General features: G+C 40.3%; 20 protein-coding genes. 14 read left to right on the forward strand and 6 right to left on the reverse strand.

Annotated elements, in window-relative coordinates:
* Positions 1-58: 58 nt before the first annotated feature.
* Entirely contained in the window at positions 59-652 is a 594-nt protein-coding gene (locus tag C200_RS06535; protein WP_016210614.1) for an HAD family hydrolase, read from the reverse strand.
* Between the two features lie 270 nt (positions 653-922).
* Positions 923-3733: a phosphoenolpyruvate carboxylase gene (gene ppc / locus C200_RS06540; protein ID WP_016210616.1), complete on the reverse strand. Its 2811-nt coding sequence runs from the start codon at positions 3731-3733 to the stop codon at positions 923-925.
* Between the two features lie 248 nt (positions 3734-3981).
* On the opposite strand from ppc, the gene C200_RS06545 reads away from it, so the two are divergent.
* Both C200_RS06545 and C200_RS06550 read left to right on the forward strand, forming a co-directional pair.
* Positions 3982-4728 (forward strand): SDR family oxidoreductase, encoded by a 747-nt coding sequence (locus tag C200_RS06545; RefSeq protein ID WP_016210625.1) that lies wholly within the window; start codon positions 3982-3984, stop codon positions 4726-4728.
* Between the two features lie 70 nt (positions 4729-4798).
* The gene (locus C200_RS06550; RefSeq protein ID WP_016210613.1) at positions 4799-5689 is read left to right on the forward strand and encodes an AEC family transporter; all 891 of its coding nucleotides are present in this window, start codon (positions 4799-4801) and stop codon (positions 5687-5689) included.
* Between the two features lie 43 nt (positions 5690-5732).
* Here C200_RS06550 and C200_RS06555 read toward each other — a convergent pair whose 3' ends face one another.
* Positions 5733-6512: a hypothetical protein gene (locus C200_RS06555; protein ID WP_051307334.1), complete on the reverse strand. Its 780-nt coding sequence runs from the start codon at positions 6510-6512 to the stop codon at positions 5733-5735.
* A 278-nt stretch (positions 6513-6790) separates the two neighbouring features.
* On the opposite strand from C200_RS06555, the gene murB reads away from it, so the two are divergent.
* Positions 6791-7828, forward strand: a complete 1038-nt coding sequence (gene murB / locus C200_RS06560) for a UDP-N-acetylmuramate dehydrogenase (protein ID WP_032126482.1) — start codon at positions 6791-6793, stop codon at positions 7826-7828.
* Between the two features lie 64 nt (positions 7829-7892).
* Here the strand turns inward: murB and hldE are convergent, their stop codons facing one another.
* On the reverse strand, positions 7893-9317 hold the full coding sequence (hldE, locus tag C200_RS06565; protein WP_016210617.1) for a bifunctional D-glycero-beta-D-manno-heptose-7-phosphate kinase/D-glycero-beta-D-manno-heptose 1-phosphate adenylyltransferase HldE: 1425 nt from the start codon (positions 9315-9317) through the stop codon (positions 7893-7895).
* Between the two features lie 184 nt (positions 9318-9501).
* Here hldE and C200_RS06570 point away from each other — a divergent pair, with 184 nt between their 5' ends.
* From C200_RS06570 to C200_RS06585, 4 genes are all read left to right on the forward strand, one after another.
* A complete protein-coding gene (locus C200_RS06570; RefSeq protein WP_230384813.1) occupies positions 9502-9987 on the forward strand; it encodes a hypothetical protein in 486 nt (161 codons plus the stop codon).
* A 66-nt stretch (positions 9988-10053) separates the two neighbouring features.
* Positions 10054-10245 (forward strand): hypothetical protein, encoded by a 192-nt coding sequence (locus C200_RS06575; protein WP_230383301.1) that lies wholly within the window; start codon positions 10054-10056, stop codon positions 10243-10245.
* 45 nt (positions 10246-10290) lie between these two features.
* Positions 10291-10761: a Dps family protein gene (locus C200_RS06580; protein ID WP_016210615.1), complete on the forward strand. Its 471-nt coding sequence runs from the start codon at positions 10291-10293 to the stop codon at positions 10759-10761.
* Positions 10762-10908: 147 nt separating this feature from the next.
* Positions 10909-12771, forward strand: coding sequence for a hypothetical protein (locus C200_RS06585; protein WP_248782669.1), 1863 nt, complete (start codon positions 10909-10911; stop codon positions 12769-12771).
* Between the two features lie 174 nt (positions 12772-12945).
* Here C200_RS06585 and C200_RS06590 read toward each other — a convergent pair whose 3' ends face one another.
* Positions 12946-13698 (reverse strand): ComF family protein, encoded by a 753-nt coding sequence (locus C200_RS06590; protein ID WP_016211056.1) that lies wholly within the window; start codon positions 13696-13698, stop codon positions 12946-12948.
* Positions 13699-13741: 43 nt separating this feature from the next.
* Here C200_RS06590 and bioB point away from each other — a divergent pair, with 43 nt between their 5' ends.
* The 5 genes from bioB to bioD all read left to right on the forward strand — a co-directional run bounded on the left by bioB (position 13742) and on the right by bioD (position 18378).
* Positions 13742-14704 (forward strand): biotin synthase BioB, encoded by a 963-nt coding sequence (gene bioB, locus C200_RS06595; RefSeq protein ID WP_016211049.1) that lies wholly within the window; start codon positions 13742-13744, stop codon positions 14702-14704.
* Positions 14704-15957, forward strand: a complete 1254-nt coding sequence (locus tag C200_RS06600) for an aminotransferase class I/II-fold pyridoxal phosphate-dependent enzyme (RefSeq protein WP_016211052.1) — start codon at positions 14704-14706, stop codon at positions 15955-15957. The genes bioB and C200_RS06600 overlap by 1 nt, the downstream gene beginning before the upstream one ends.
* A 30-nt stretch (positions 15958-15987) precedes the next feature.
* Positions 15988-16761 carry an alpha/beta fold hydrolase gene (locus C200_RS06605; protein WP_016211045.1) on the forward strand — a complete coding sequence of 258 codons (774 nt, stop codon included), beginning with the start codon at positions 15988-15990 and terminating at the stop codon, positions 16759-16761.
* Entirely contained in the window at positions 16742-17602 is an 861-nt protein-coding gene (gene bioC, locus C200_RS06610) for a malonyl-ACP O-methyltransferase BioC (RefSeq protein ID WP_016211044.1), read from the forward strand. The genes C200_RS06605 and bioC overlap by 20 nt, the downstream gene beginning before the upstream one ends.
* A 68-nt stretch (positions 17603-17670) precedes the next feature.
* Entirely contained in the window at positions 17671-18378 is a 708-nt protein-coding gene (gene bioD, locus C200_RS06615) for a dethiobiotin synthase (RefSeq protein WP_016211050.1), read from the forward strand.
* On the opposite strand, the gene C200_RS06620 is transcribed toward bioD, so the two are convergent.
* Positions 18341-18844 (reverse strand): methylated-DNA--[protein]-cysteine S-methyltransferase, encoded by a 504-nt coding sequence (locus tag C200_RS06620; protein WP_016211051.1) that lies wholly within the window; start codon positions 18842-18844, stop codon positions 18341-18343. The two genes, bioD and C200_RS06620, sit on opposite strands and share 38 nt — an antisense overlap.
* A 361-nt stretch (positions 18845-19205) precedes the next feature.
* On the opposite strand from C200_RS06620, the gene C200_RS06625 reads away from it, so the two are divergent.
* Both C200_RS06625 and C200_RS06630 read left to right on the forward strand, forming a co-directional pair.
* Positions 19206-20840, forward strand: a complete 1635-nt coding sequence (locus tag C200_RS06625) for a hypothetical protein (protein ID WP_016211047.1) — start codon at positions 19206-19208, stop codon at positions 20838-20840.
* An 87-nt stretch (positions 20841-20927) separates the two neighbouring features.
* Positions 20928-21487 (forward strand): hypothetical protein (locus C200_RS06630; RefSeq protein WP_033923714.1); only part of this gene is annotated, 560 nt, incomplete at its 3' end.

The raw sequence follows: 21487 nt of genomic DNA on the forward strand, positions 1-21487 counted from the left end.
TTATATTAAAAAACAGAATATCTGTGCCCAAAATCAGCTCATTGATAAATTATTTGGATTAGCTGCTTAATTCTAAGGTAGCTAACACAAGAAAATAACCTTTCTGAAGCTCACTATAATTTTTCGCAACAGTGCCATAATGCTGGCAGTATTTATTCAGCATTTTTAATAGTTGTTGTTCGGAGTGGTTTTTTTGTGGTAAGAAAAAGCTTCTTTTATAATGTGTTTGTTGCCAAGTGCCCTGATGAGTGAGTGCCAAGCCTTCAGTTTTCAGTTGACTGATAAATTGGCTTAGGTTATTTTCAATTTGTTGATGGCTTAGGAACTGTTGATCCCACTCAGTATCTAACTGCAACTCACTATGATTATAGTAGTGGATTTCACTGCCATAAGAAGAGGCAATAAAGTGGGGCAGTATTGTATAGTGTTTATTGATTAGGTGATCAATGATATATTGCTTAGGAGAGCCTGAAATTAGCCCAAATAAAATATTTTCTTTTTGGCATAAATTAAATAAAAAATGTTCAAACTCTTTTATTCTAGTTAAATCTTGTGCTGTTGCTAGATGATTGAAATAGGTGCTATCAAAATCAGAGAAAACAATGGATTGTGGCTGTGTTATTGCTGGTAATGATTTGAATGTTAGCTTCACTGAGTTTTCCTTGTTAAAGTAAATTAATATTCTAATTACTTGCTATTATAGTGATAAATCCATAGAAAATCACTGAATTAAGTAAAATAACTATTTTATTTAAAATAAATAAATGATGCAAGGGTTGTATTTATTTAAAGTGTTTATTGTTAATAATATGTTGATATTAATGTCATGTTTTTTATTTTTAAAAAATGGAGAAATTCATGAAAATATTAAGAAGAGCAGCTAAAATAATTAAATGCTCTTCTTATTTATGAATGCTTGAAATTATCCAGTATTTTGCATGGCTGCAGCAACGCCGTTAATACTGATTAAAATCAGCTCATTTAGTTCTGCGGAGGGGGCTTTTTTAAGCTGCTGTAACAATGAGAGTTGCAATAAATTAAGCACATCGGTATATGGGTTGCGTAGCTGAATTGATTTTTGTAAGACGCTTTGACTATCAAGCAATTCAGTTTGTTCAGTAATGAGTTTGACCGCTTCATAGGCAGTTTGATAGTCAGATTTGATTTGCTCATGGAATTGCTCTGGATGAAACTCGGCATAGTAAGAGGCAATTTCTAAGTGAGCACGCGCCATTTCTCGCTGAGCATTATCCAAAGCGGATTGGAAAAATGGCCAGCAGCGATAAAGTTCTTGAAGGTATGATAAATTATCGTTGTTTTTTAAAATAGTGTGCAGACCTTGCCCCAGGCCATACCAACCTGGAATGTTATAACGCGTTTGGGTCCAGGAGAAAACCCAAGGGATCGCTCTAAGTCCATCGAAGTCAACTTCTGTGGCGGATTTGCGTGAGACAGGGCGTGAGGCGATGGGTAAGCGGCTAATATGTTCAAGTGGGGTGATATGAATAAACCAGTCCCAGAAGGATGGATCATCGATTAAATTACGATAGGCTTGCATTGATTGTTGTGACATTTGCTCCATGAGCTGAAAGGCTTTTTCATCCTGGCTATAATCTAAACAATGGTGATCACATTGGTAGCCGGTCATGCCAAGTAATGTTGCGTGGATAACTTGCTCTAAATGACGGTGAGTTAAGGCTTTAATGCCGTAACGAAACGAAATGACTTCTCCTTGTTCAGTAAAGCGTATTTTTCCAGAGTGTGCCTCTTTGGGCTGACTTAAAATGGCCTTATGAACTTGACCGCCACCACCGCGCCCGACTGAGCCACCACGGCCATGGAAAAAGCGTAGTTTTACACCATACTTTTTGAAAATCTGCCCAAGGTTAATTTGAGCTTTGTGTAAAGACCAATTGGCCATCCAGTAACCGCCATCTTTATTACTGTCCGAATAACCGAGCATCACTTCTTGTAAATGATCTCGTGCAGCAAGATGCGCTTGATATAACGGCGCAGAAAACAGTGATTCCATGACATGATCAGCATGGGCGAGATCTTCAACAGTTTCAAATAATGGTGAAATATCTAATGTTGATTCCACTTTGCCATTTTGGTAATGCCATAAGCCGGTTTCTTTCGCCAATAAGAGGACTTCTAATACATCACTGAGTTGATGAGTCATGCTGATGACATAACTGCCAATGGCCTCTGGTTCATATTGGGTAATGTTTGCGATAGCATGAAAGGTCGCTAGGGTGGATCGAGCCTGATCCGATAACTCGGCACCATGTGGGAGTAATGGGCGTGGGTTTGCAAGTTCTTTAAGTAGATGATTGACCTTGTCGTTCTCTTTAAGGGTGCGATAGTTTTCACAGATATTAGCTTTGTTAAAAATTTCACCGACGGCAAGTTCATGAACCTGGCTGTGTTGACGTACATCTAGAGAAGCTAAGTGAAAACCAAAGGTTTCAGCTTGAGTAATGATATCGGCCAGTGGGCTATTTTGCGCGAGGCTATTAAAGCCACTATCTTTTAAGCAATCACGTAATAGATAAAGATCTTGCAAGAAAAAATGTGTGGTATAGCCAAGCGTGCTTAAATCACAGGCGTCATGGCTGCCTTCTTTTAAGCAATGCAGTTTAGCGTTTAAGCGTGCCATCACATAGCTGATTTTAAGGCGATAATGTTCATATTTAAAGCTGGGTAAGCGGTTGTCAGTAAGGTCGATGACGCTGGCATCTTTGTCGATTGAATCAATCAGCTGTTGTGGGGTGGCAACTTGGCGACTGGAAATGCTCAGTTGGTGCCACAGTGATTTTAAGCTGGTTAAATAGCGCTGTATCGCATGTGTTGTATGTTTTTTCAAGGTTTCTTGAATAATTTCAGGAGTAACAAAGGGGTTGCCGTCCTGATCACCACCGATCCAAGAGCGGTAGCGCATGAAACTCGGTAATGTTTTGGCTTGATATTGGTAATAGGTTCTAAGCGCATAATTTAAATCATGATAAAGCTTAGGTAAGGTGTCCCAAATGCTGGTAGTAAGAAAATACAGGCCATTTTGAACTTCATCCAGTACGGTAATTTTTTCACGACGTACATTATCTGTAAATAATAATAAATTAATATTTTCATAGAGTTGATGAATGATATGATCATATTCTTCAGGTGTTAATTGGTTTTTTTGTAGTGAGCCAAGGAGCTTGGCAATGATGGCTTGTTTTTTTAATACCGCTTGGCGACGTGCTTCAGTTGGATGTGCTGTTAACGTCGGTTGAATATCAAGTTGGTTAAGTAAATTTAATACTTCATCGAGCGAGTAATTTTTTTCTTTGAGTTGGTAAATAGCATCAGCAATGGACTCAACTCGCGGTGTTTGAGCTGTTGCATTAATGGCGCGTTCACGGTTAATACGGATAATTTCCTGCTTTTCAGCCTCATTGACCAGATGAAAGAATAATGTGTAGGTTTTTAATAGCCATTTATGCTCATCGGTGCTTAAGCGCTGAATTTTTTCTATAGCGGCTTTGTACTGATTAAAATCAGTACTTGTTCCGGCATCTCGACACAGTTGTCTGAGTGTTTCAGCTTCATCGAGTAACTCTGTACTGGCTTTTTCTTTAATAGCATGGCCAAGTAAAGAGCCAAGTAGTGAGATGTTTTCACTTAAGGGTTTGGAGATACCGGTTCCTTTGGCTTCCGCTTGAAAACCTTGCCAGTTCAAGATGGTTTCCATAAATAAGTGACTCCTTAAAATTGTAATTATGAATATTCTGTTGTTTTATTTTGTGCATTCAAACTAACACGTCCTAGCAAGGTTTGGAAATACCTAAATTTAAATGAGCACTAGCACTATAAGTGCTTTAGGTGTTACAAAGTCTGGTCTGTGTATAAATTTGTAGAGCAAGCTAGAAGCCATTTACAATAGCAAAGATGATATAGGGATAATATTAAAGATAATATTAGGATTGAGAGAAAAAGAACATGAAAAAAGTAGTGATTATTACAGGCAGTAGCCAAGGAATTGGAGCGGCCACGGCGTTAAAAGCTGCTGCTGCCGGTTATCAGGTATGTGTTAATTACTTGCAGAATAAGCCGGCGGCTTTAGCGATTGTTCATGCAATTAAAAAGCTGGGTCAAGAAGCGATTGCTGTGCAGGCGGATGTGAGTGTTGAGGAAGATGTTGTGCGTTTATTTACTGAAGTTGATGAGCGATTAGGTGAATTAAAGGCGCTGGTGAATAATGCTGGAGTTTTAGATCAGGCGATGCCCGTTGAAAAAATGACAGCAGCACGAATTAATCGTATGTTAACCACGAATGTGACAAGTTATTTTTTATGCGCACGCGAGGCGGTGAAGCGTATGTCAACAGCTCATGGTGGTAATGGAGGCGCAATTGTGAATGTTTCTTCAGCCGCCGCGCGTTTGGGTTCGGCACATGAGTATGTTGATTATGCGGCATCGAAAGGGGCGATTGATACGATGACGGTAGGTTTAGCAAAAGAAGTTGCTACTTTAGGCATTCGTGTCAATGCAGTGCGTCCTGGGTTTATCTATACACAGCTGCACGCCAGCTCTGGTGACCCTGATCGTGTAGATAGGTTAAAAGCACAGTTGCCGATGCAGCGTGGTGGTACGGTAGAAGAAGTCGCAAATGCTATTTTTTGGCTGCTTTCTGAGCAGGCATCGTATAGCAGTGGCAGCTTTATTGATGTTGCCGGAGGCTGTTAAATATATGGTTATTTTTTAGGGGAGAGTCATTATTTTTATTTTATTAATAGCTAAAATAATCCCTTTATATTTGATTATTATTCTAGGCTTTGTTGCTGCTAAACGCCTGGATATTACCAAAGAAAGCATTGCGAATTTATTAATTTATATCGTTAATCCAGTGGTGATGTTTATAGGGACTTATCGTGTGCACTTAAGCTTTGGTAATTTGGCGCTGCCTTTTGTGATTTTCTTTCTATGCGTAACATCATCTATGCTGTTTTATTTTATTGCGAGTGCCTTTTGGCAGGATACCCGCCGTAATTTGGTGGCTCTTGCCGCTGGTTGTGCAAATAGTGGCTATTTTGGATTACCTGTCGTTACTGCAGTGTTTGGCGTGAGCGCTTTAGGACTTGCTGTTGTCGGTAATTTTGGCTTTTTATTGTTTGAGATAACAATAGGCGTGTTTTTAATGGCGCGCGGACATTATGGTGTCATGGATAGTCTGTGGGTGATGCTCAAAATGCCAGCGATTTATACATTTGCTGCCGGTATATTATGCAATGGGTTGCAGATTCCCTTAGCTGCGAGTATTGGCCATGTTGCTGACTTATTTATTGGCGCTTATAGTGTATTGGGAATGCTGATGGTTGGATTTGGTATGGCACATATCGGTCGATCGAGCTTTGATGTTAAATTAGTCAGTATATTATTATTTGCAAAATTTATATTTTGGCCAGTCAGTGCTGGAGTGATTGTTGTGCTAAATCGCCATGTATTGCATTTATTGTCGATACATAGTGAGCATATTTTATTACTAATGTCACTGGTGCCGTTGGCTGCGAATACTGTCGCACTTGCAATTCGTTTTCGTATTATTCCTGATAAAGCTGCAATGGTTGTTGTATTAAGCACACTGATTGCCTTATTTTATATTCCGTTGGTGTTGTCTGGACTCCTGCCACTGTTTAAATTAATTTGACTGAATGTATATAGTTATATAGTTAACGTGAGTTATATCGAACTCACGTTAGATTAATAAGGCGTGAGGGCATATTTTGTATGGAGTTGGTCGGCTGCTTTCGTGTTAGTTGTAATATATTTTGCTGGTTAATTGACCAATTGGCTTCTATAAGGTTTATTTTTTGTAGGGTTTCTATTGAGCGGGCAACGCAGCCTTTAAAGGCGTAATGATTTTTAATTTCAGCACCGCATAATATGCGCAATTGGTCCATAGAAAGTTGCAGGGCCTGTTCTTTTGAGCTGATAATGAAGCCGTATAACCAACTGGTTAAGCCTTGGGCAAGTGCATTACGAGTGAATAAATTGATTTGGCAGGGGTGTGCTTTTTCTAACTCAAAGTGTTCTTTAGCTAGAGTAATGCTATAGTTTTTAGTGATTTTATTAAAATCAAAAAATTCAATTTGGTTAAATTGATAATTTTTATGAGCGCTTTGTAGGTAAATTTGCATTTGAGCATTGCGTTCGATAGATCGATGAATTGCTTTGCGTTGTGATGAGCCATCTGAAGATTGGAGCACTTGGAGGATTTCAGTAATACTGATGTTAATTTTGTTGGCTGTAGGATTAGTTTGCTGACCTTTATGAATAATGCTGTAGAGTACGGCAAGATCATATTGTAATAGCTCTTCGCCAGTAAGAGTAATGTGATAGGGGCCAATGCTGGGAATTTGCTCTTGATTATAAATGCGCCGCTGATTTGCTTTATTTTTTATAGAATAAAGAGAAGATTGCACTCTGAACGTTGACGTTTGAATCGCCCATATTGGCTGACTAACTGACATATAACTAACTTCTGTATCATAGATTAATAACTAAAAATGTTCGCTCTAAGTGTATGGGGTGATTATTAAGACAGCCTTATACTTAATAATAGTTCTTAAATAGTTATTAAATTTAGTTTTTAAATTTAGCTTTCAAGTGAGTTCTATAGTTGGTGTAGTTATAAGCGAGTATTTAGTGAGTTATAAATTTAGTTCGTTTTGGCCCGCTGTTGTTCTTTACTGCTTTAATTTATGATAGGGGTGTTAATCTTAAATAAAATTAGGATGTGGAATTTTGTGTGAATATTCTTAAAAATTTCTCTCTAAAAGCATATAACTCATTGGCTTTGCCAGTGTTGGCGAAGTACTTTATTAGGATTGATTCGATCGATGAACTTGAGAAATTAAGTCAGGATTATCAATTAAATACTTTGCCTTGGTTGGTTTTAGGTCGTGGTAGCAATGTTGTTTTTTTAGATGATTATCCAGGGGTGGTGATTTATTTAAACTTAACTAGAGTTGATTATTATATCAGCGATGATGCAGTATATGTTCATGCGGATGCAGGTGTGGTTTGGGATGCGCTGATCGAAGATACCTTGAGTAAAGGTTATCCTGGTCTTGAAAATCTGTCGCTGATTCCAGGTACGGTGGGGGCGGCGCCGGTACAAAATATTGGTGCTTATGGAGCTGAATTAAAAGATTATTTTTTTACGTTAACCGCTTGGGATCGTCAGCATCAACGTTTTTGTTATCTTGATAGTCATGATTGTTGCTTTGCTTATCGTCATAGCATTTTCAAAGATAAACCTGGGCGTTATATTATTTTAAAAATAGTGTTAAAGCTTAAGCTACCACGGGCTTGGCGGCCGCAACTGCAGTATCAGGCCTTAAGTGTGGCTATGGCGGATCAAGCGCTTATTGCTGATAATATTCGTCAGCGTGTGTGCGAGCTCAGACGTGCTAAATTGCCTGATCTTGACTATTTGCCGAATGTTGGGAGCTTTTTTAAAAACCCTTGTATTAATAAAGCATTATTTAAAAAATTAAAGGCCTTATATGGTGATTTGCCTCATTTTGCAGCAGGTGTCATTGGTCAGGTGAAGCTTCCTGCTGCATGGCTAATAGAGCGAGCTGGCTGGCGAGGTAAAGCCTTGGGTCGTGTTGGTATGTATGAGAAGCAAGCGCTGGTGCTTGTCAATCATGGTGGTGCCTTAGGACATGAGGTGATGGCTTTGGCTAAGCGCGTACAAGAGGATGTGTGGGAAAAATTTGCTGTACAATTAGAGATAGAGCCACAGCTATTTGGGCGTGCAGTTGATGAGAAAAGTGCATGACCGCAGCTAGAACGTCAGGGTCATGCTTATTACTTAATACTAAACTTTTGTGTTAATTAATGTGTTAATTGGCTTGCTCTTGAATTTTTTTCACAATTGCAGAGGTAGAACAGCCGGGAACAAGGTCGAGGGTGAGGACATCACCACCGTTGGCTAGTACTTGTTGGCTGCCAGCAATTTCGTGGACCTGGTAGTCACTGCCTTTGATAAGGATATCCGGCAAAACGGTGCTAATTAAGCGTTCAGGGGTATCTTCACTAAAAGGAACCACCCAATCGACACATTGCAGTGCATTAAGAAGTTGAAGGCGTTGAGCAAGAGGCACGATGGGTCGAGACGGACCTTTTAAGCGCTGTATCGATGCGTCGTCATTGATGGCGATAATCAGGCGATCACCCTTGGCGCGTGCTTTTTGCAAGTAATCAATATGCCCTGCATGCAAAATATCAAAGCAGCCGTTGGTCATGACGATGCTCTCTCCTTGGCTTTGAGAGAGTTTAACGGCAGCAAGCAGTTCATCTTCACTGACGATGCCGGTTAATAGTGGTGGAATGCTGCGATCTTGCAGGGCGCATTCGAGCTCTGCGACGGTGACGGTTGATGTACCCAGCTTGCCAACGACAATGCCTGCTGCGGCATTAGCGATATTCATGCCGGTACGTAAGTCATAACCGGTAGCAAGCGCTAAACCCAGTGAAGCGATAACCGTATCGCCAGCACCTGTGACATCAAAGACTTCTTGGGCACGTGTTGGAATATGAATGGCACGGCCCTGCTTTTTAATCAGGCTCATACCCGATTCACCACGGGTAATGAGTAAGGCTTCTATATCTAAGCGTTGAATCAACGTGGTGGCTTTTTCGACCAGCTCTTCATTTGAATTGATTGGACCCACTACAGCGACAAACTCTTTAAAGTTCGGGGTAATGACCGTTGCGTGTTGGTAGCGATCAAAGTCTGTGCCTTTAGGGTCGATTAAGATTGGTTTGTTGGCTTTTTTGGCTTTTTTAATGAGGGTCTGAATATCAGCAAGTGTGCCTTTGCCATAGTCTGAGAAGATAACAGCATTGCAATTGGCAAGTTCACTATCAAAGTTAGTGAGGGCTTCATTTGTGGGCATACCATGGAATTCATCTTCAAAATCCAGGCGAATCAGTTGTTGATGTTGACTTAAGACCCGCAGCTTAGTAATTGTTGGCGCACTGACTTTTTGAAAGAAGCAGTTGACGCCTTTGGCTGTGAGCAAGCGCTCGAGGCTGCGTGCATTGTCATCTTGACCGGTGAGTGCAATCAGGGAAGCATGTGCACCGAGTGCGGTAACATTGAGTGCGACGTTGCCTGAACCGCCCGCGCGTTCTTCAAAATCACTGATGCGCACAACAGGAACAGGTGCTTCAGGGGAGATTCTTGAGGTTTGGCCTGACCAATAGCGATCAAGCATAACATCACCAATAATGAGAATATGAGCGTTTTTAAAGTCGTGTTGCATGAAAGGCCCCGTTTGTAAATTTGGTTTAGTTTAGAGGCTATTGCAAACGCTGCCAAGTCTCTGTTTAGTGACTATGCTTTATTTAACGGATAATGAAAATGATTGATGTGTACCTCAGGTGATTAAGCCCAGGATTTATAATGCTCGCTATTATACACGATGGTTGATTTTACTGGGTTTGGCAATGACGTTGATGTCTTTGTTGTTAGAACAGTTGGTTGTGGTTCACCTTGACCAGCAATTGGTTCAACAGCGTGGTCAGGTGATAGAGATCAATTACCTTATCGAACAAGAATGGTTAAATAGTCAGGCACGTACGCAACGCGCTCAGTTATCTGAATTAGTGATTTTGCTTGCAGAAGCGCAGCGAGCAAATGTGGGCGTAAAAGCCTACTTACAGCAATTGATCGAAGATCTACGTTTTCAGACGAGTGATAAGGACCAGCCATTGGTTACATTAGGACAATATCATCATGTCTTAAAAAAAGCCTTAGCTAGCTATAGAGCGGTTAACTTAGAGTTTATCAATAGCCGTTATGTGCAGCTCATTAAGTTAGAAGAGAGCATTGTTGACCTGCAAATGAGTCGAGCTCGTTGGGAAAAGATAGCGTTGTTATTACAGGTGTTAGGTTTGGTATTTATTCTCTCTCGAGAAATTTTTCGGCGTTAATTTCAATTAATGATATGCGTGATTGCAGTTGCTGAAAGAGCAGAGTACTATCATTATGGACAGATAATGAATAGTGAGAAGCGAGTAAAATTACAAAGGGGCAAGCGTGTGTTACCTGTTGCTATTATAAGTGCGGTTGTTTCAGGGCTATTGGCCCATTGGGTTGCTACTAAGCTTGGTTATAATGTGCCATTGTGGCGAGCGATTGGTGTAGTCTTGGGGCCTGTTATTGTGTTGACATTGTTATTGCTGCTTTAAAAATAGTATTTAGGGTAATATCATAAGGGAACACAGGGAGAGAATATGACGGAAAATATGATTGGCTTGGATAAGGAAAAAAGTAAGAAAATTTCTGAAAAGTTAAATAAATTATTAGCGAATTATCAGTTGTTTTATATGAATACACGTGGCTTTCACTGGAATGTGCAAGGCCCACAGTTTTTTGAGCTCCATGCAAAGTTTGAAGAGATTTACAATAATTTATTGACAAAGGTTGATGAAATTGCCGAGCGTATACTGACATTAGGCGAATCACCCGCTCATGCGTATAGCATTTACTTAGGACAAACAGAAGTTAAAGAAGCGATTAATATCACTGATGGAAAAATGTGTGTACGTAGTATTATTGAAGGCTATGGGGTGGTGATTCGGCTACAGCGTGAGCTTTTGACATGTGCAGCAGACAGTGATGATGAAGGAACGGTTGCACTTGTCAGTGGTTATATTACCGAGCAAGAAAAACAACTGTGGATGTTATCTGCTTATTTATCTTAACTGACTTTATTTTGTAAGTTTATTTTATAAATTTATTTTATTTTTAATTTAAATTAATAAAAATTGATAGTTTATTTACTGTTTAAGAGGAGGTATAAATATATTATAGGATTATAAATCCATAGGTTATGTATCCTGGAGTGTGATATGCCGTATAACAGTGATCGGTTGCATAATGAAAATAGTTATGATTATTTAAGCCAAGTTAACATTCCTGATTATATGGTAAGAGATTCAGAGAGTTTTCCTGCTGTGGCAGGTGTTACTGAAATAGCAAAACATGCTAAGTATGATCACTCTTTTTGCTATGGTGATCTTTATACTGATTTTTTACAAGAATTAGAAGACTATATCGAAGATTATAGCAGTAAAAACTCTGGCAGGTTGCCTGCTGATATCGGGTTTAAGGAATTAATTGACTCTATTTACTTTAATGAAAGTCAAGTGCTTGAGCACACAGGAAGGGTAATTGCGCCTATTGTGCGCGGATGTCATCGACCCAGTGAGCTTGCCAGTGCTATTACTCATGCTTTGACTCCAGCGCTGAGAATTAACCGTACAACACCGACGCATGCAGGATCAAAAGAAGGTCGGTTTTATGCGATGATGGCGGCGAACTTTAAGCCGATGCATGTCACTAGTATCCCTTCAGTTCGCAAATACTCTTACCAACAGGCAGGTCAACAGATAGCTCAGCCGATTGAGTTACGACTTGGTACACAAGGCCAAAGAAAAGAGGGTTGTGCTCGAGTCAGTCCACTTTTTGCTGCTTGGTGTGAAGTGCAAGCATCGAAGCCGGTTAAAAATAAAATCAGTCATTTATATATTAATAACCTTGGCAAGGATCGTCGAGATTATACATGGAATTTAATTAAGCAGGGTGAAAAAGAAAGGGTGCTAACTTTAAAGCTAGAAGAGTTTGGGCGCGAGAATTATCCACATATTGCTGTGATTACCTTGCCAGCCAGTGATGGTATGTTATCTACATATAGCCTAAAGAGTACAGAGCTGGTGGCGATGGAAAATATCAAGGAATCGATATTATCAATTGCGCTTAAAAATGGTAAAGATTTTTATATCAGTGAGTTTGTGAAACATTTGCTCTATACGGGCTCCTTATTTAAAGAGCAAGGTAAAGACAGCGATGAATATAAAAAGCTAACTGAGTTGCTTGAAAAGAGTATTAAAACCTTAGGCTTTGAAGGGAAATCACAGTTAAGTAAAAGAGAGCGCCATGCACTATATTTTCATTTTTTAAAGTCTGATCTTAGTCAGTATATTATTGAAACATTACAGCCGAACTCTTTTAATATGACCTGTAAAGATGGCATTGATCGTGCTGGTATTGCATCGGCATATTACAATCTGATGCGGTCAATGAAAGGTCAAATGTGCTTATCACAAGAAGAGTTTGAACGTGCATTGCATGCCGCGCCTGCTTTAGTGAAAGGGCGTGGTATGAACCATCATATTGAGACGCTCTGGAATGTGGTTGATTGCTATTTAAATAGCATGAAGGAAAGAGATGAAGGTCACCAAGTACCTTTATGGCTTACTCAATGGCGGGATAAAAACAGGCCAAGTTTTGCGGTAGCAAGTTATAAGCAAGCTATATTTGGTGTTATTGAGAATACGCGGAGCCAAACAAGCCTACTCATGTTGTACCATGCTATTTTAGAGGGTAAGACTAATCCGTTCAGTGAATATCATGATATTTGGCGCCAGCGATCCTGGATGAGGCAATATTCGAATCATTATGGCAAGACAGCAACTGGGAAAAATAGCTTAAAAATGATTGAAGATAAATTATCGGCTCTTATTGCTAAGGATGGCCTTGATCTAGGAATAGACCCAGGTGAATTTTATAAAGTTATTCCATCTATACAAAGACCAGTCATACGCTGCGAGCCATGGAGGGTTTATAGTCGTCGCGTTTTGCTCGGCGATTTTGCATCATTGGATGTGCAAAATACCTACCGAGGTAGCGACGCTTACGGTGCTTCGGCATGAATCTTATCGCGCTGGATTATACCAATGTCGCCAATTTTGTGATATGGAGCTAGAAGATAGGACGCCTCAAGCTCGAGAGGGTACTGTTGCTAATTCTGCAGAAACTTCATTATAAATAATGTAGTTTTTCGTCTTTTCATAGTTATAGTCATCGTCATCGTCATCGTTTAAAAGCTAAGATTTGCAGGTTCTTGCTAAGGTCCATACACTGATTTTTTCGATGCCTGTGTGGTGAATTAATAATTGGCTTAATTCTGAGATGGTCGCACCAGTGGTTAAAACATCATCGATAATGGCAAGGTGGCTTAAATTTTTACTGATTGTTTGAGTGATTTGAAAGGCATTTTTCAAGTTATTTTCCCGTTGTTTTTTATTTAGACCCGTTTGTGATTGTGTATTTTTTATGCGTTTAATTGGCTGGATGATTGGAATCTGATAGTGCTTGGCTAGTTGATTGGTAATGAGTTGACTTTGATTAAAGCCACGTTGTTTTAAGCGGCCCTGATGTAAAGGCACGGCAAGGAGAGCATCAGGTAAATGAGTGATTTTTATGCGGTAGATAAAAAGCTGGGCTAACAGTTTGGCATAGGCTGGGTTTTTTTGATACTTAAGCTGATAAATAAGAAATTGTGCTTGCCAGTTAAATTCGAGCAGGCTATGCGAGTAGTGAAAGGGGGGTGGTGTGCTGATGCAGTTGCCGCAATAATCCTGATGGGCGGGTAAGGGGTGTGCACAGCGTGCACAGGCTGCTTGAATCCAGGGCAAATCATCCAGGCAATATGGACAGATATCGTGGTTTTCTGTATGCGCTTGGCAAAATACACAATGGTAAGGAAATAAAAAGTGTGTTGCCTTAGTTGCGGCTGCACTCTTTACAATTTTATTGTAAACCTTTTTAATATATAAAAGTTGACTATAGGTGCGCATGCTTTAGTCTACCTGGCAGTTTGAATAAAATTTGGGGTGTTTTATGAATTCTGCGATTCGTCATGATTGGCAGCAAAGTGAAGTTGCTGACTTGTTTAATTTGCCATTGAATGACTTGCTGTTCCGTGCACATACGGTCCATCGCCAATGTTTTAATCCAAACGAAGTTCAGGTCAGTACCTTGCTTAGTATTAAAACAGGGGCTTGTCCTGAGGATTGTAAATATTGTGCACAGAGTGGCCATTATAAAACAAGTCTTGAACGTGAAAAGTTAGTGTCACTTGATAAAGTAAAAGCAGAAGCACAAAAAGCTAAAGCGGCAGGTGCAACACGATTTTGTATGGGAGCGGGTTGGCGCTGTCCACCAGAAAAGCAATTGGATGCGGTGATTGATATGGTCAAAGAGGTTAAAGACATGGGCATGGAAGCGTGTGTGACCTTAGGGATGCTATCAAAAGAGCAAGCCGATAAGCTTAAAGAGGCGGGTTTAGATTATTATAATCATAATTTAGACACATCACGTGAGTATTATCCTGAAATTATTAAAACACGGACTTTTGATGATCGTTTAGAGACGATTGCCCATGTGCGCAATGCTGGAATTAATGTGTGTAGTGGTGGCATTGTCGGTTTAGGTGAAGGGCGCCATGACCGTGAAAGTTTATTGATAGAATTAGCAAGCTTGCCTGAACAACCTAAAAGCGTGCCCATTAATGTATTAATCCCTATTAAAGGTACTCCCTTAGAAAATCGCGAAATTATTGACTCGTTTGAGGTGGTGCGTACTGTCGCCGTTGCACGTATTTTAATGCCTAAATCAGTGGTACGCTTAACCGCTGGGCGACATTTGATGAACGATGAGATGCACAGTCTTGTTTTTTTTGCCGGTGCAAATTCGATTCATTCTGGAGAAAAATTACTGACGGTGCCATCACGTCATTATGAGCAGGATTATGCACTTTTTGACAAGTTGGGTATTAATAAAAAGCAATTAGAGTCAGCATAATGGCCTTATTCGCCAAGCTTGAATCACAATTAATGGCTCATCAAGAAAAGCAGCGTATGCGTATTCGTTATAGTATGCAGCAAGGTGAGTATGGCCGCTGCCAAGTAGCTGGTGAGTGTTATGTTAATTTTGCCAGCAATGATTATCTTGGTTTAAGTCAGCATCATGCCTTAAAGCAGGCTGCAGTGCAGGCGATTAATCACTATGGGGTCGGCAGTGGCTCATCAGCACAAGTCACAGGGTTTCATCCGGAGCATGAGGCATTACAAAAAGAGCTGGCTGAATGGTTACAGGTTGATGCCGTCTTGCTTTACTCTTCTGGATATATGGCGAATATTGGCACACTAACAGCGCTACTGTCCTCTGAAGCTCCAGTGATTCACGATCGAGAGAATCATGCATCATTGTTAGATGGTAGCTTACAGGCCCATGCTCATATTCGGCGTTTTGCTCATAATAATATGCAAGATCTGACGCGCTTACTTAAAAAGCTAACAGTGCGAGATATGTTTCACCAGCTTGATAAAAGTTGCAATGAAGATCCAGTCGCTAAAAACTTAGCAGGGACTTCAACGAAACGGAGCTTATGGGTGGTCAGTGAGGCGTTATTTAGTATGGATGGCCATCAGGTCCCTATGGCTGAATTACTTGGGTTGATAGAGCGCTATCAGGTGAATGCATTATTGGATGAAACCCATAGCCTGGGTATTTTCGGTGAGCAAGGTCGCGGATTGAGTACTTGTTTGTCTCAATTACCAGAAAATGGCCTGATGACGGCAGGACTAGGTAAGGCGTTTGGCGTGATGGGTGGGATTGCTGCAGGTTCTTGTTGCTTAATTGAATATTTAACACAGTTTTCACGCAGTGCGATTTATACGACAGCACAACCACCCGCGTGGGCTGCTGCAGCACGCGCGAGTTTGGCACTGATTCGCTCAAGAGAAGGTGATGAATTGCGTGAGCGCTTACAAACAAACATTGACTACTTTCTTGCATTATGCAAAAAACAAGGTGTCGTTTATGAAGAAGGCTCCTTGTCACCGATTCAGGTGATTATTTTAAAGACAGAGCAGCGTGCATTACAGTGGCAACAGGCGCTAAAAGAACAAGGGTTCTGGGTTGCTGCTATGCGGCCACCTTCAGTAGCACAGGGAGCTTCACGTTTGCGTATTACTGTGACAGCAGCGCATTGCAAGGCAGATATTCAGCGTTTTGTTGAGGCTTTAGCATATTTACAAGAGCAAGCGCTTTAATCTAGTTAATTTATATTTATGGCTTAAAATATGGCTAAGAAAAACCTGGTGTTAATTCATGGTTGGGGTGCCTCGTCTTGGGTTTGGCAGGGGGTGTGTCAGCATTTAAGCAATGAATTTACTATTTGTACAATTGATTTGCCGGGCTATGCTCAGATCGCAGATCAAGGGGCGGGGAATATTCAGCAAATTGCTGAGTATGTATTAACCATGATGATACAACAGGGCCTAAAAGAGAGTGTGGTTATTGGCTGGTCCTTAGGTGGTTTGATTGCACGGCAAGTGACAATGATGGCAAGAAAGCAGCAGGTGCGAGGGTTAATCACAATTGCAAGTCCGCCTTATTTCGTTAAAGAAAACGGCTGGAATGGTTTAAATCCTCAGCAATTATTGGCATTTCAGCAGGTTTTTTCTGATATTGATACTGACGTTGGAATTGCTAATATTTTACGCTTAAAACAGCGCTTTTGTGCTTTGCAGATTCAAGGTGGTTATAAACCTGCTAATTTTATGGCCTGGGCAAAGCGCTTTGTTGCAGAAAAGGTTGCAAGTGCGACATTAAATCTTGGTCTGGAGATACTGGCGACTGCAGATTTTAGAGCTTTGGAAGGCGATTTTATTCAGCCACAACTGCACCTTTATGGTGAATATGATAGGATTGCGCCGTTGGCCTTACCCTATTATCAGACGACGGGGCTAGATTATCAGGTCATTATGGGCGCGGCACATTTGCCGTTATTAACTCATGTACATGAGCTTGCCGCTTGGATAAGAATATTGAGTAATGATAAAACAACAGTTTAATAAAAAAGAAGTGTGTAGTGCCTTTAATCAGGCTGCTTGTGGTTATCAAGCAGCGGCAATTTTGCAGGTGGAAATTGCTAAACGTTTGGATGAACGTTTAGATTTTGTGCATTTAAACCCTGAAAGAATTGTTGATTTGGGGGCAGGGACTGGGGTGTTGACGCGGCATATGAAAGCGCGTTTTAGTAAGGCGCAGGTCGTCGGTCTTGATTTGGCTGAAAAAATGTTAAGACAAGCACGTCGTCAGGATAAGCTATTTAAGAAAAATCACTGGATTGCTGCGGATATAGAGCACTTACCTTTTATGGCCGATAGTTTGGATTTGATTACTAGTAGCAGTTGTCTGCACTGGGTGAGTGATTTAGCTAAGGTGTTTAGTGAGGTATGGCGGGTATTAAAGCCTGGGAGTTTATTTACCTTTACAACCTTTGGGCCGGATACGTTAAAAGAGCTAAAAGCGAGTTTTAGTCAGGTGGATGATCATCCACATGTCAATGCGTTTATCGATATGCATGATGTTGGTGATTTATTATTAAAACAAGGTTTTGCTGACCCAGTGATGGATATGGAATATATTCAAATGACCTATACGGATGTTATGGCTTTAATGGGTGATTTAAAAACTATAGGGGCGAATAATCATGCTCGAGATAAACGTCAGGGTTTGATGGGCCGTGGTGCGCTAGAGCGTGTGAAGCACGCTTATGAGCAGTATCGCACGAGTGAAGGTGCACTGCCTGCGACTTTTGAGGTGATTTATGGCCATGCTTGGGTGCCTGAACAAAAGCAGCGCTTAAATTCCGGAGAAGTTTTAGTGTCGCTAGAAAGTTTAAAAAAATAGAGCCATTGCAGTACAAGAGAAAGAGAAAAGCAAGACAAGACTAAGATTAAGATAAGGTAGTAAAAAATATGCCAGGGGTGATTATTGTAGGCACTGATACAGAGGTTGGTAAAACCTGTTTTGGTGTGGGTTTAGTACATAAATTACTTTCATATGGCCTTGATGTGCAGCCCTTAAAACTGATTGCTGCAGGTGGGCAGGAGGTCAATGGTATTTTTAAAAATGAAGATGCTGCTGCCTATGAGGCATTGCTACAAGGCAAGATTCCTTATGAAAATATTAATCCATTATGTTATCAGCCGGCGATTTCACCGCATTTAGCAGCGGCTGAACTCGGTGAGCGCTTATCGGTTGAGCGCTTATTCACAGTGATGAAAACGAGCTTAGTTGCAGATAAAGAGGGAGTCATTCTAGAAGGCGCAGGTGGCTTAATGCAGCCGTTGAATCATCAAGAGACTTTTTTAGATTTTATACGGGTATTAGGCTGGCCGGTGATTTTTGTCGTCGGTTTACGTTTAGGTTGTTTGAACCATACTCTGCTCAGCATGAAAGCATTAAGGCATGAGAATATAGCGTGTTTAGGTTGGGTGGCGAATATTTTAGATGAGAAGATGTCTTACTTAGCTGAAAATATTGATACATTGACCGAATCGTTGCCAGTGCCGTTACTCGCAAAAATCCCCTATTTAACGCCTTTTTCTGCTGAAAAAGCGGCTGAATATATTGATGTGGCTCAGATTATAAAGCACCTTCGTGTTGCAACAGCCAGGCTTTGATATTTAAAAATGTGCCTGAAGTTTTGCCATAAAAGCCGCCAATGCCTTGTTTAGAGATCACTCGATGACATGGAATAATCACAGGAATTGGATTGGTTCTGCATGCGGCACCAATCGCACGTGGCCCTGTATTGAGTTTTTTTGCCAGCTCGCCATAGGTTAAAGTTTCTCCAGCGGGGATGTTTTGCAGGGCTTGCCAGACACGTTGCTGAAATTGTGTACCTTCAAGCTTTATGGGTACTGAGAAGCGTTGATTTGAAGCTAAGTTAGAATGTTTAAAATAGTGCGCTAGCTCTGATATCACATGTTTATGTAGGGTGGGTATGATAGTCTCGTTGAGATTGTTGGTTTGAGATTGTTGATCGTGTTGAAGCTCAGTAGTGCTTGCAAAGCAAAGTTGAGTGAGTGCCTCTTGGTCTGTGGTAATTGCCAGCGGTCCGATGGGTGAGTCGATGATGGATTTCATGTAAATTCTCTATGCTAAACTAAGTGTATGCTTTGATTTTGGTATTATAACTGTCTTAGCTTTTTTATGGCTATGTTTATTGATTTTATCTTGATAATAGTGATCAGTAGTCGATAGGAATCAATACTTGAAATTATCGACTTTTCTCTGAAGTCGTAATAGGGTTATATTTGTTTTTCTTGATAATTTTCTGTGTTTTATCTGTATATTCCATTCTAATAAATAAAATATTAGGTTATATCCCTGTTGATTTATATTTTTTTTTCAAAAAAATAAAAAAACCTGACTATATCTAAGTATTAAAAGATAAAATTAACATGATAATGATGTTTATCATGTTATGATTTATTAAGAATAGTTTATGCCAAAGCCTATCGGTATTTTTTTTCAAGGAACTTCTACTAATTTAGGGCACCAAAGTGAAGGTGAACTGATATCTACTCTCGCCTTGCAATGGGAAGAAGAAAGCAAAGGGCCTATTTTTCTCAGGCAAGGGCCTGGAAACTACTATGAAGATGGAGATAATTATATTACTTCATGGCTTGGAGCCATTGATGGTTCAAGTGGAAATAAGAATTGGAATCAAAACACTGATGATGCTCGTGATTTTATAAAACAGCACATTCGTGAACACGGTACGCCGCCTTATATAGCAATTTCAGGTCATAGTCGTGGTGGAGTCAGTTGTTATATGCTGGCAAATAAATTAGCCGAAGACCCTGATACGTGTGATATTCCGGTGCAAATTTTAGCCGTGGATCCTGTTCCGGGAGATCTCCCTTATAAATACACGGTAACACCAGAGCAAGCTTCTTTAGCTGAAAATGTTAAAGCCTGTACCATTCTCATTGCCGGTGGTTGTGGATTGCTATGGTTTACTTCTCTTATAGCTAAACATACAGATGAAACTAGGCTAACAGTCAAACAGGTTGCTTTGGACCATACCGGCATCGATGGACTTCAATCATCAATACCAAATGTTTTGCAACTTGAGCGTTTAAAATCCCATCAAAGCCGTTATGATTTAGTGCAGGATTATTGTGCCAAAAGCTTAGGGTTAAGCCCTGAAGATCGAGTATATGACCCTACAGATGATGGGCAGCCCCCAGGGCTCAATGCTCTTGTAAATATTAGAAGTAAATATGTTATGGATTTTAGAGAGGTTGCAGATGTTGATGCGATAGAGAGAATTATCGGGGCATCAGACGTTGGTTCTTTAGTTGTTGAAGCAACAGCATTAACAGGTGCAACAGAACTCTCTTCTGATGACCTTGCGTGCGCTGATTTTGATGTTGTATACCTTAACAATAAAAAAGCGTTCCAATTGTTAGGAGTTGATAGAGGTGAGCTTTTCTCTGCTTATCAACAAGGCCCTGAAGATTTTAAACGAAATTGCCGTTTACTTATGGCTCATTATAATTGGTTAAATAGTCAAGAGCTGCTTGGCCCTGAGAATTTATATCATCTTAACCAAAAAGTGCAGGCTAGCCCTGAGCAGTTTGCTAAAAATAGCCAGTGCTTAGAAACTGTAAAAAGTAAAATTGAAGATGTCTATGATCTGGTTTGTGGGAGATCACTTGGTGACATTGGGCAAACTGGTTTAGTAGATTTAGAAGATCATTACCTTACTTATAAGACTAATGTTATGCAGTCATTTTTTGATTTTGTGATGTCGGATAGTCCCTGTATTGAAAATATGAAAACTAAACTTGCTGAATATGAGGATGAGTTTTTATCTAATTTGGGCCTTCAGGAGGATTGTTCACGCTTGGGGCGCTTTTGTTGTGTTGTAATGAGGTTTTTATCAAATACGCTCGTTTTGGGAATGGATGGCTGGATATTTGATAAAGAAAATAAAGCGGGAGTAAATAGATCTAGATCTGTCATGGATAAACAACTTCCATTTTTTAGTCAAATGGTTTTTGCTGATGTTGATGAAATGAGGGAATCAACCTGTGATATCTCTCATCTTTTATCATTAAGCTTAGGAGCTTAAAGATCTAAAGCAATGTGTCTTTGTGAATATTTTTTATCTTGATGCGATAATATATTGCAGAAAATAAATATAGAGGGAATGAATATAATGGATAATCAATCTGTGCACATCAGAGACGTTTTAAACTCGCTGCAGCAAATCACCGGACAGCCGTGGCGGGAAGTTCAAGACAAGGCGAGGATATCTTTAGCATTTAATACGGATTTAGCGGATCATACGGTCTTGCCGACCGAGCAAAGTATGTGGCCAACAAGAACGAGGTATATCGCACCTGTGGCACATGATCAAGAGGGTTCTCATGAGTCATGGTGGGATAAGACTAAAGGCTTTTTCTCTATGGTTGAGGATAGTGCAAAGCATGGGCTGCATTATGTTGAAGGTCATCCAGGAAAGACACTGGCTTACGTGGGAATGGCTGTTTTTGCTGTAACACCGATGGGTTGGGTTGTTGATGGTATTGCTGGAGCGACGGCAGGTGCAGGTCTACTCATTGATTCAGCCGTAGCGATTCGTACCGCTCAAATTGGTGAGACGCTGATGGAAGAAAATAACTTATTTTATCAGCTTAAAGACGTTACTCAGGGCGCACAACAGATTGGCTCAGGCTTCGCAAAAGCGATGCCACATTTAAGGCACTGTTGCGAAAA

The sequence above is a fragment of the Piscirickettsia salmonis LF-89 = ATCC VR-1361 genome (genome assembly GCF_000297215.2).
Classification (GTDB): domain Bacteria; phylum Pseudomonadota; class Gammaproteobacteria; order Piscirickettsiales; family Piscirickettsiaceae; genus Piscirickettsia; species Piscirickettsia salmonis.

Bases quoted from the DNA above. Each gene is read 5' to 3' on its own strand.
- bioB (WP_016211049.1), top strand. From the start codon at position 13,742: ATGAATTCTGCGATTCGTCATGATTGGCAGCAAAGTGAAGTTGCTGAC.
- C200_RS06590 (WP_016211056.1), bottom strand. From the start codon at position 13,698: ATGCGCACCTATAGTCAACTTTTATATATTAAAAAGGTTTACAATAAA.
- C200_RS06555 (WP_051307334.1), bottom strand. From the start codon at position 6,512: ATGTCAGTTAGTCAGCCAATATGGGCGATTCAAACGTCAACGTTCAGA.
- bioD (WP_016211050.1), top strand. From the start codon at position 17,671: ATGCCAGGGGTGATTATTGTAGGCACTGATACAGAGGTTGGTAAAACC.
- C200_RS06545 (WP_016210625.1), top strand. From the start codon at position 3,982: ATGAAAAAAGTAGTGATTATTACAGGCAGTAGCCAAGGAATTGGAGCG.
- C200_RS06620 (WP_016211051.1), bottom strand. From the start codon at position 18,844: ATGAAATCCATCATCGACTCACCCATCGGACCGCTGGCAATTACCACA.
- C200_RS06570 (WP_230384813.1), top strand. From the start codon at position 9,502: ATGACGTTGATGTCTTTGTTGTTAGAACAGTTGGTTGTGGTTCACCTT.
- ppc (WP_016210616.1), bottom strand. From the start codon at position 3,733: ATGGAAACCATCTTGAACTGGCAAGGTTTTCAAGCGGAAGCCAAAGGA.
- C200_RS06625 (WP_016211047.1), top strand. From the start codon at position 19,206: ATGCCAAAGCCTATCGGTATTTTTTTTCAAGGAACTTCTACTAATTTA.
- C200_RS06580 (WP_016210615.1), top strand. From the start codon at position 10,291: ATGACGGAAAATATGATTGGCTTGGATAAGGAAAAAAGTAAGAAAATT.
- C200_RS06600 (WP_016211052.1), top strand. From the start codon at position 14,704: ATGGCCTTATTCGCCAAGCTTGAATCACAATTAATGGCTCATCAAGAA.
- C200_RS06575 (WP_230383301.1), top strand. From the start codon at position 10,054: ATGAATAGTGAGAAGCGAGTAAAATTACAAAGGGGCAAGCGTGTGTTA.
- C200_RS06585 (WP_248782669.1), top strand. From the start codon at position 10,909: ATGCCGTATAACAGTGATCGGTTGCATAATGAAAATAGTTATGATTAT.
- C200_RS06605 (WP_016211045.1), top strand. From the start codon at position 15,988: ATGGCTAAGAAAAACCTGGTGTTAATTCATGGTTGGGGTGCCTCGTCT.
- bioC (WP_016211044.1), top strand. From the start codon at position 16,742: ATGATAAAACAACAGTTTAATAAAAAAGAAGTGTGTAGTGCCTTTAAT.
- hldE (WP_016210617.1), bottom strand. From the start codon at position 9,317: ATGCAACACGACTTTAAAAACGCTCATATTCTCATTATTGGTGATGTT.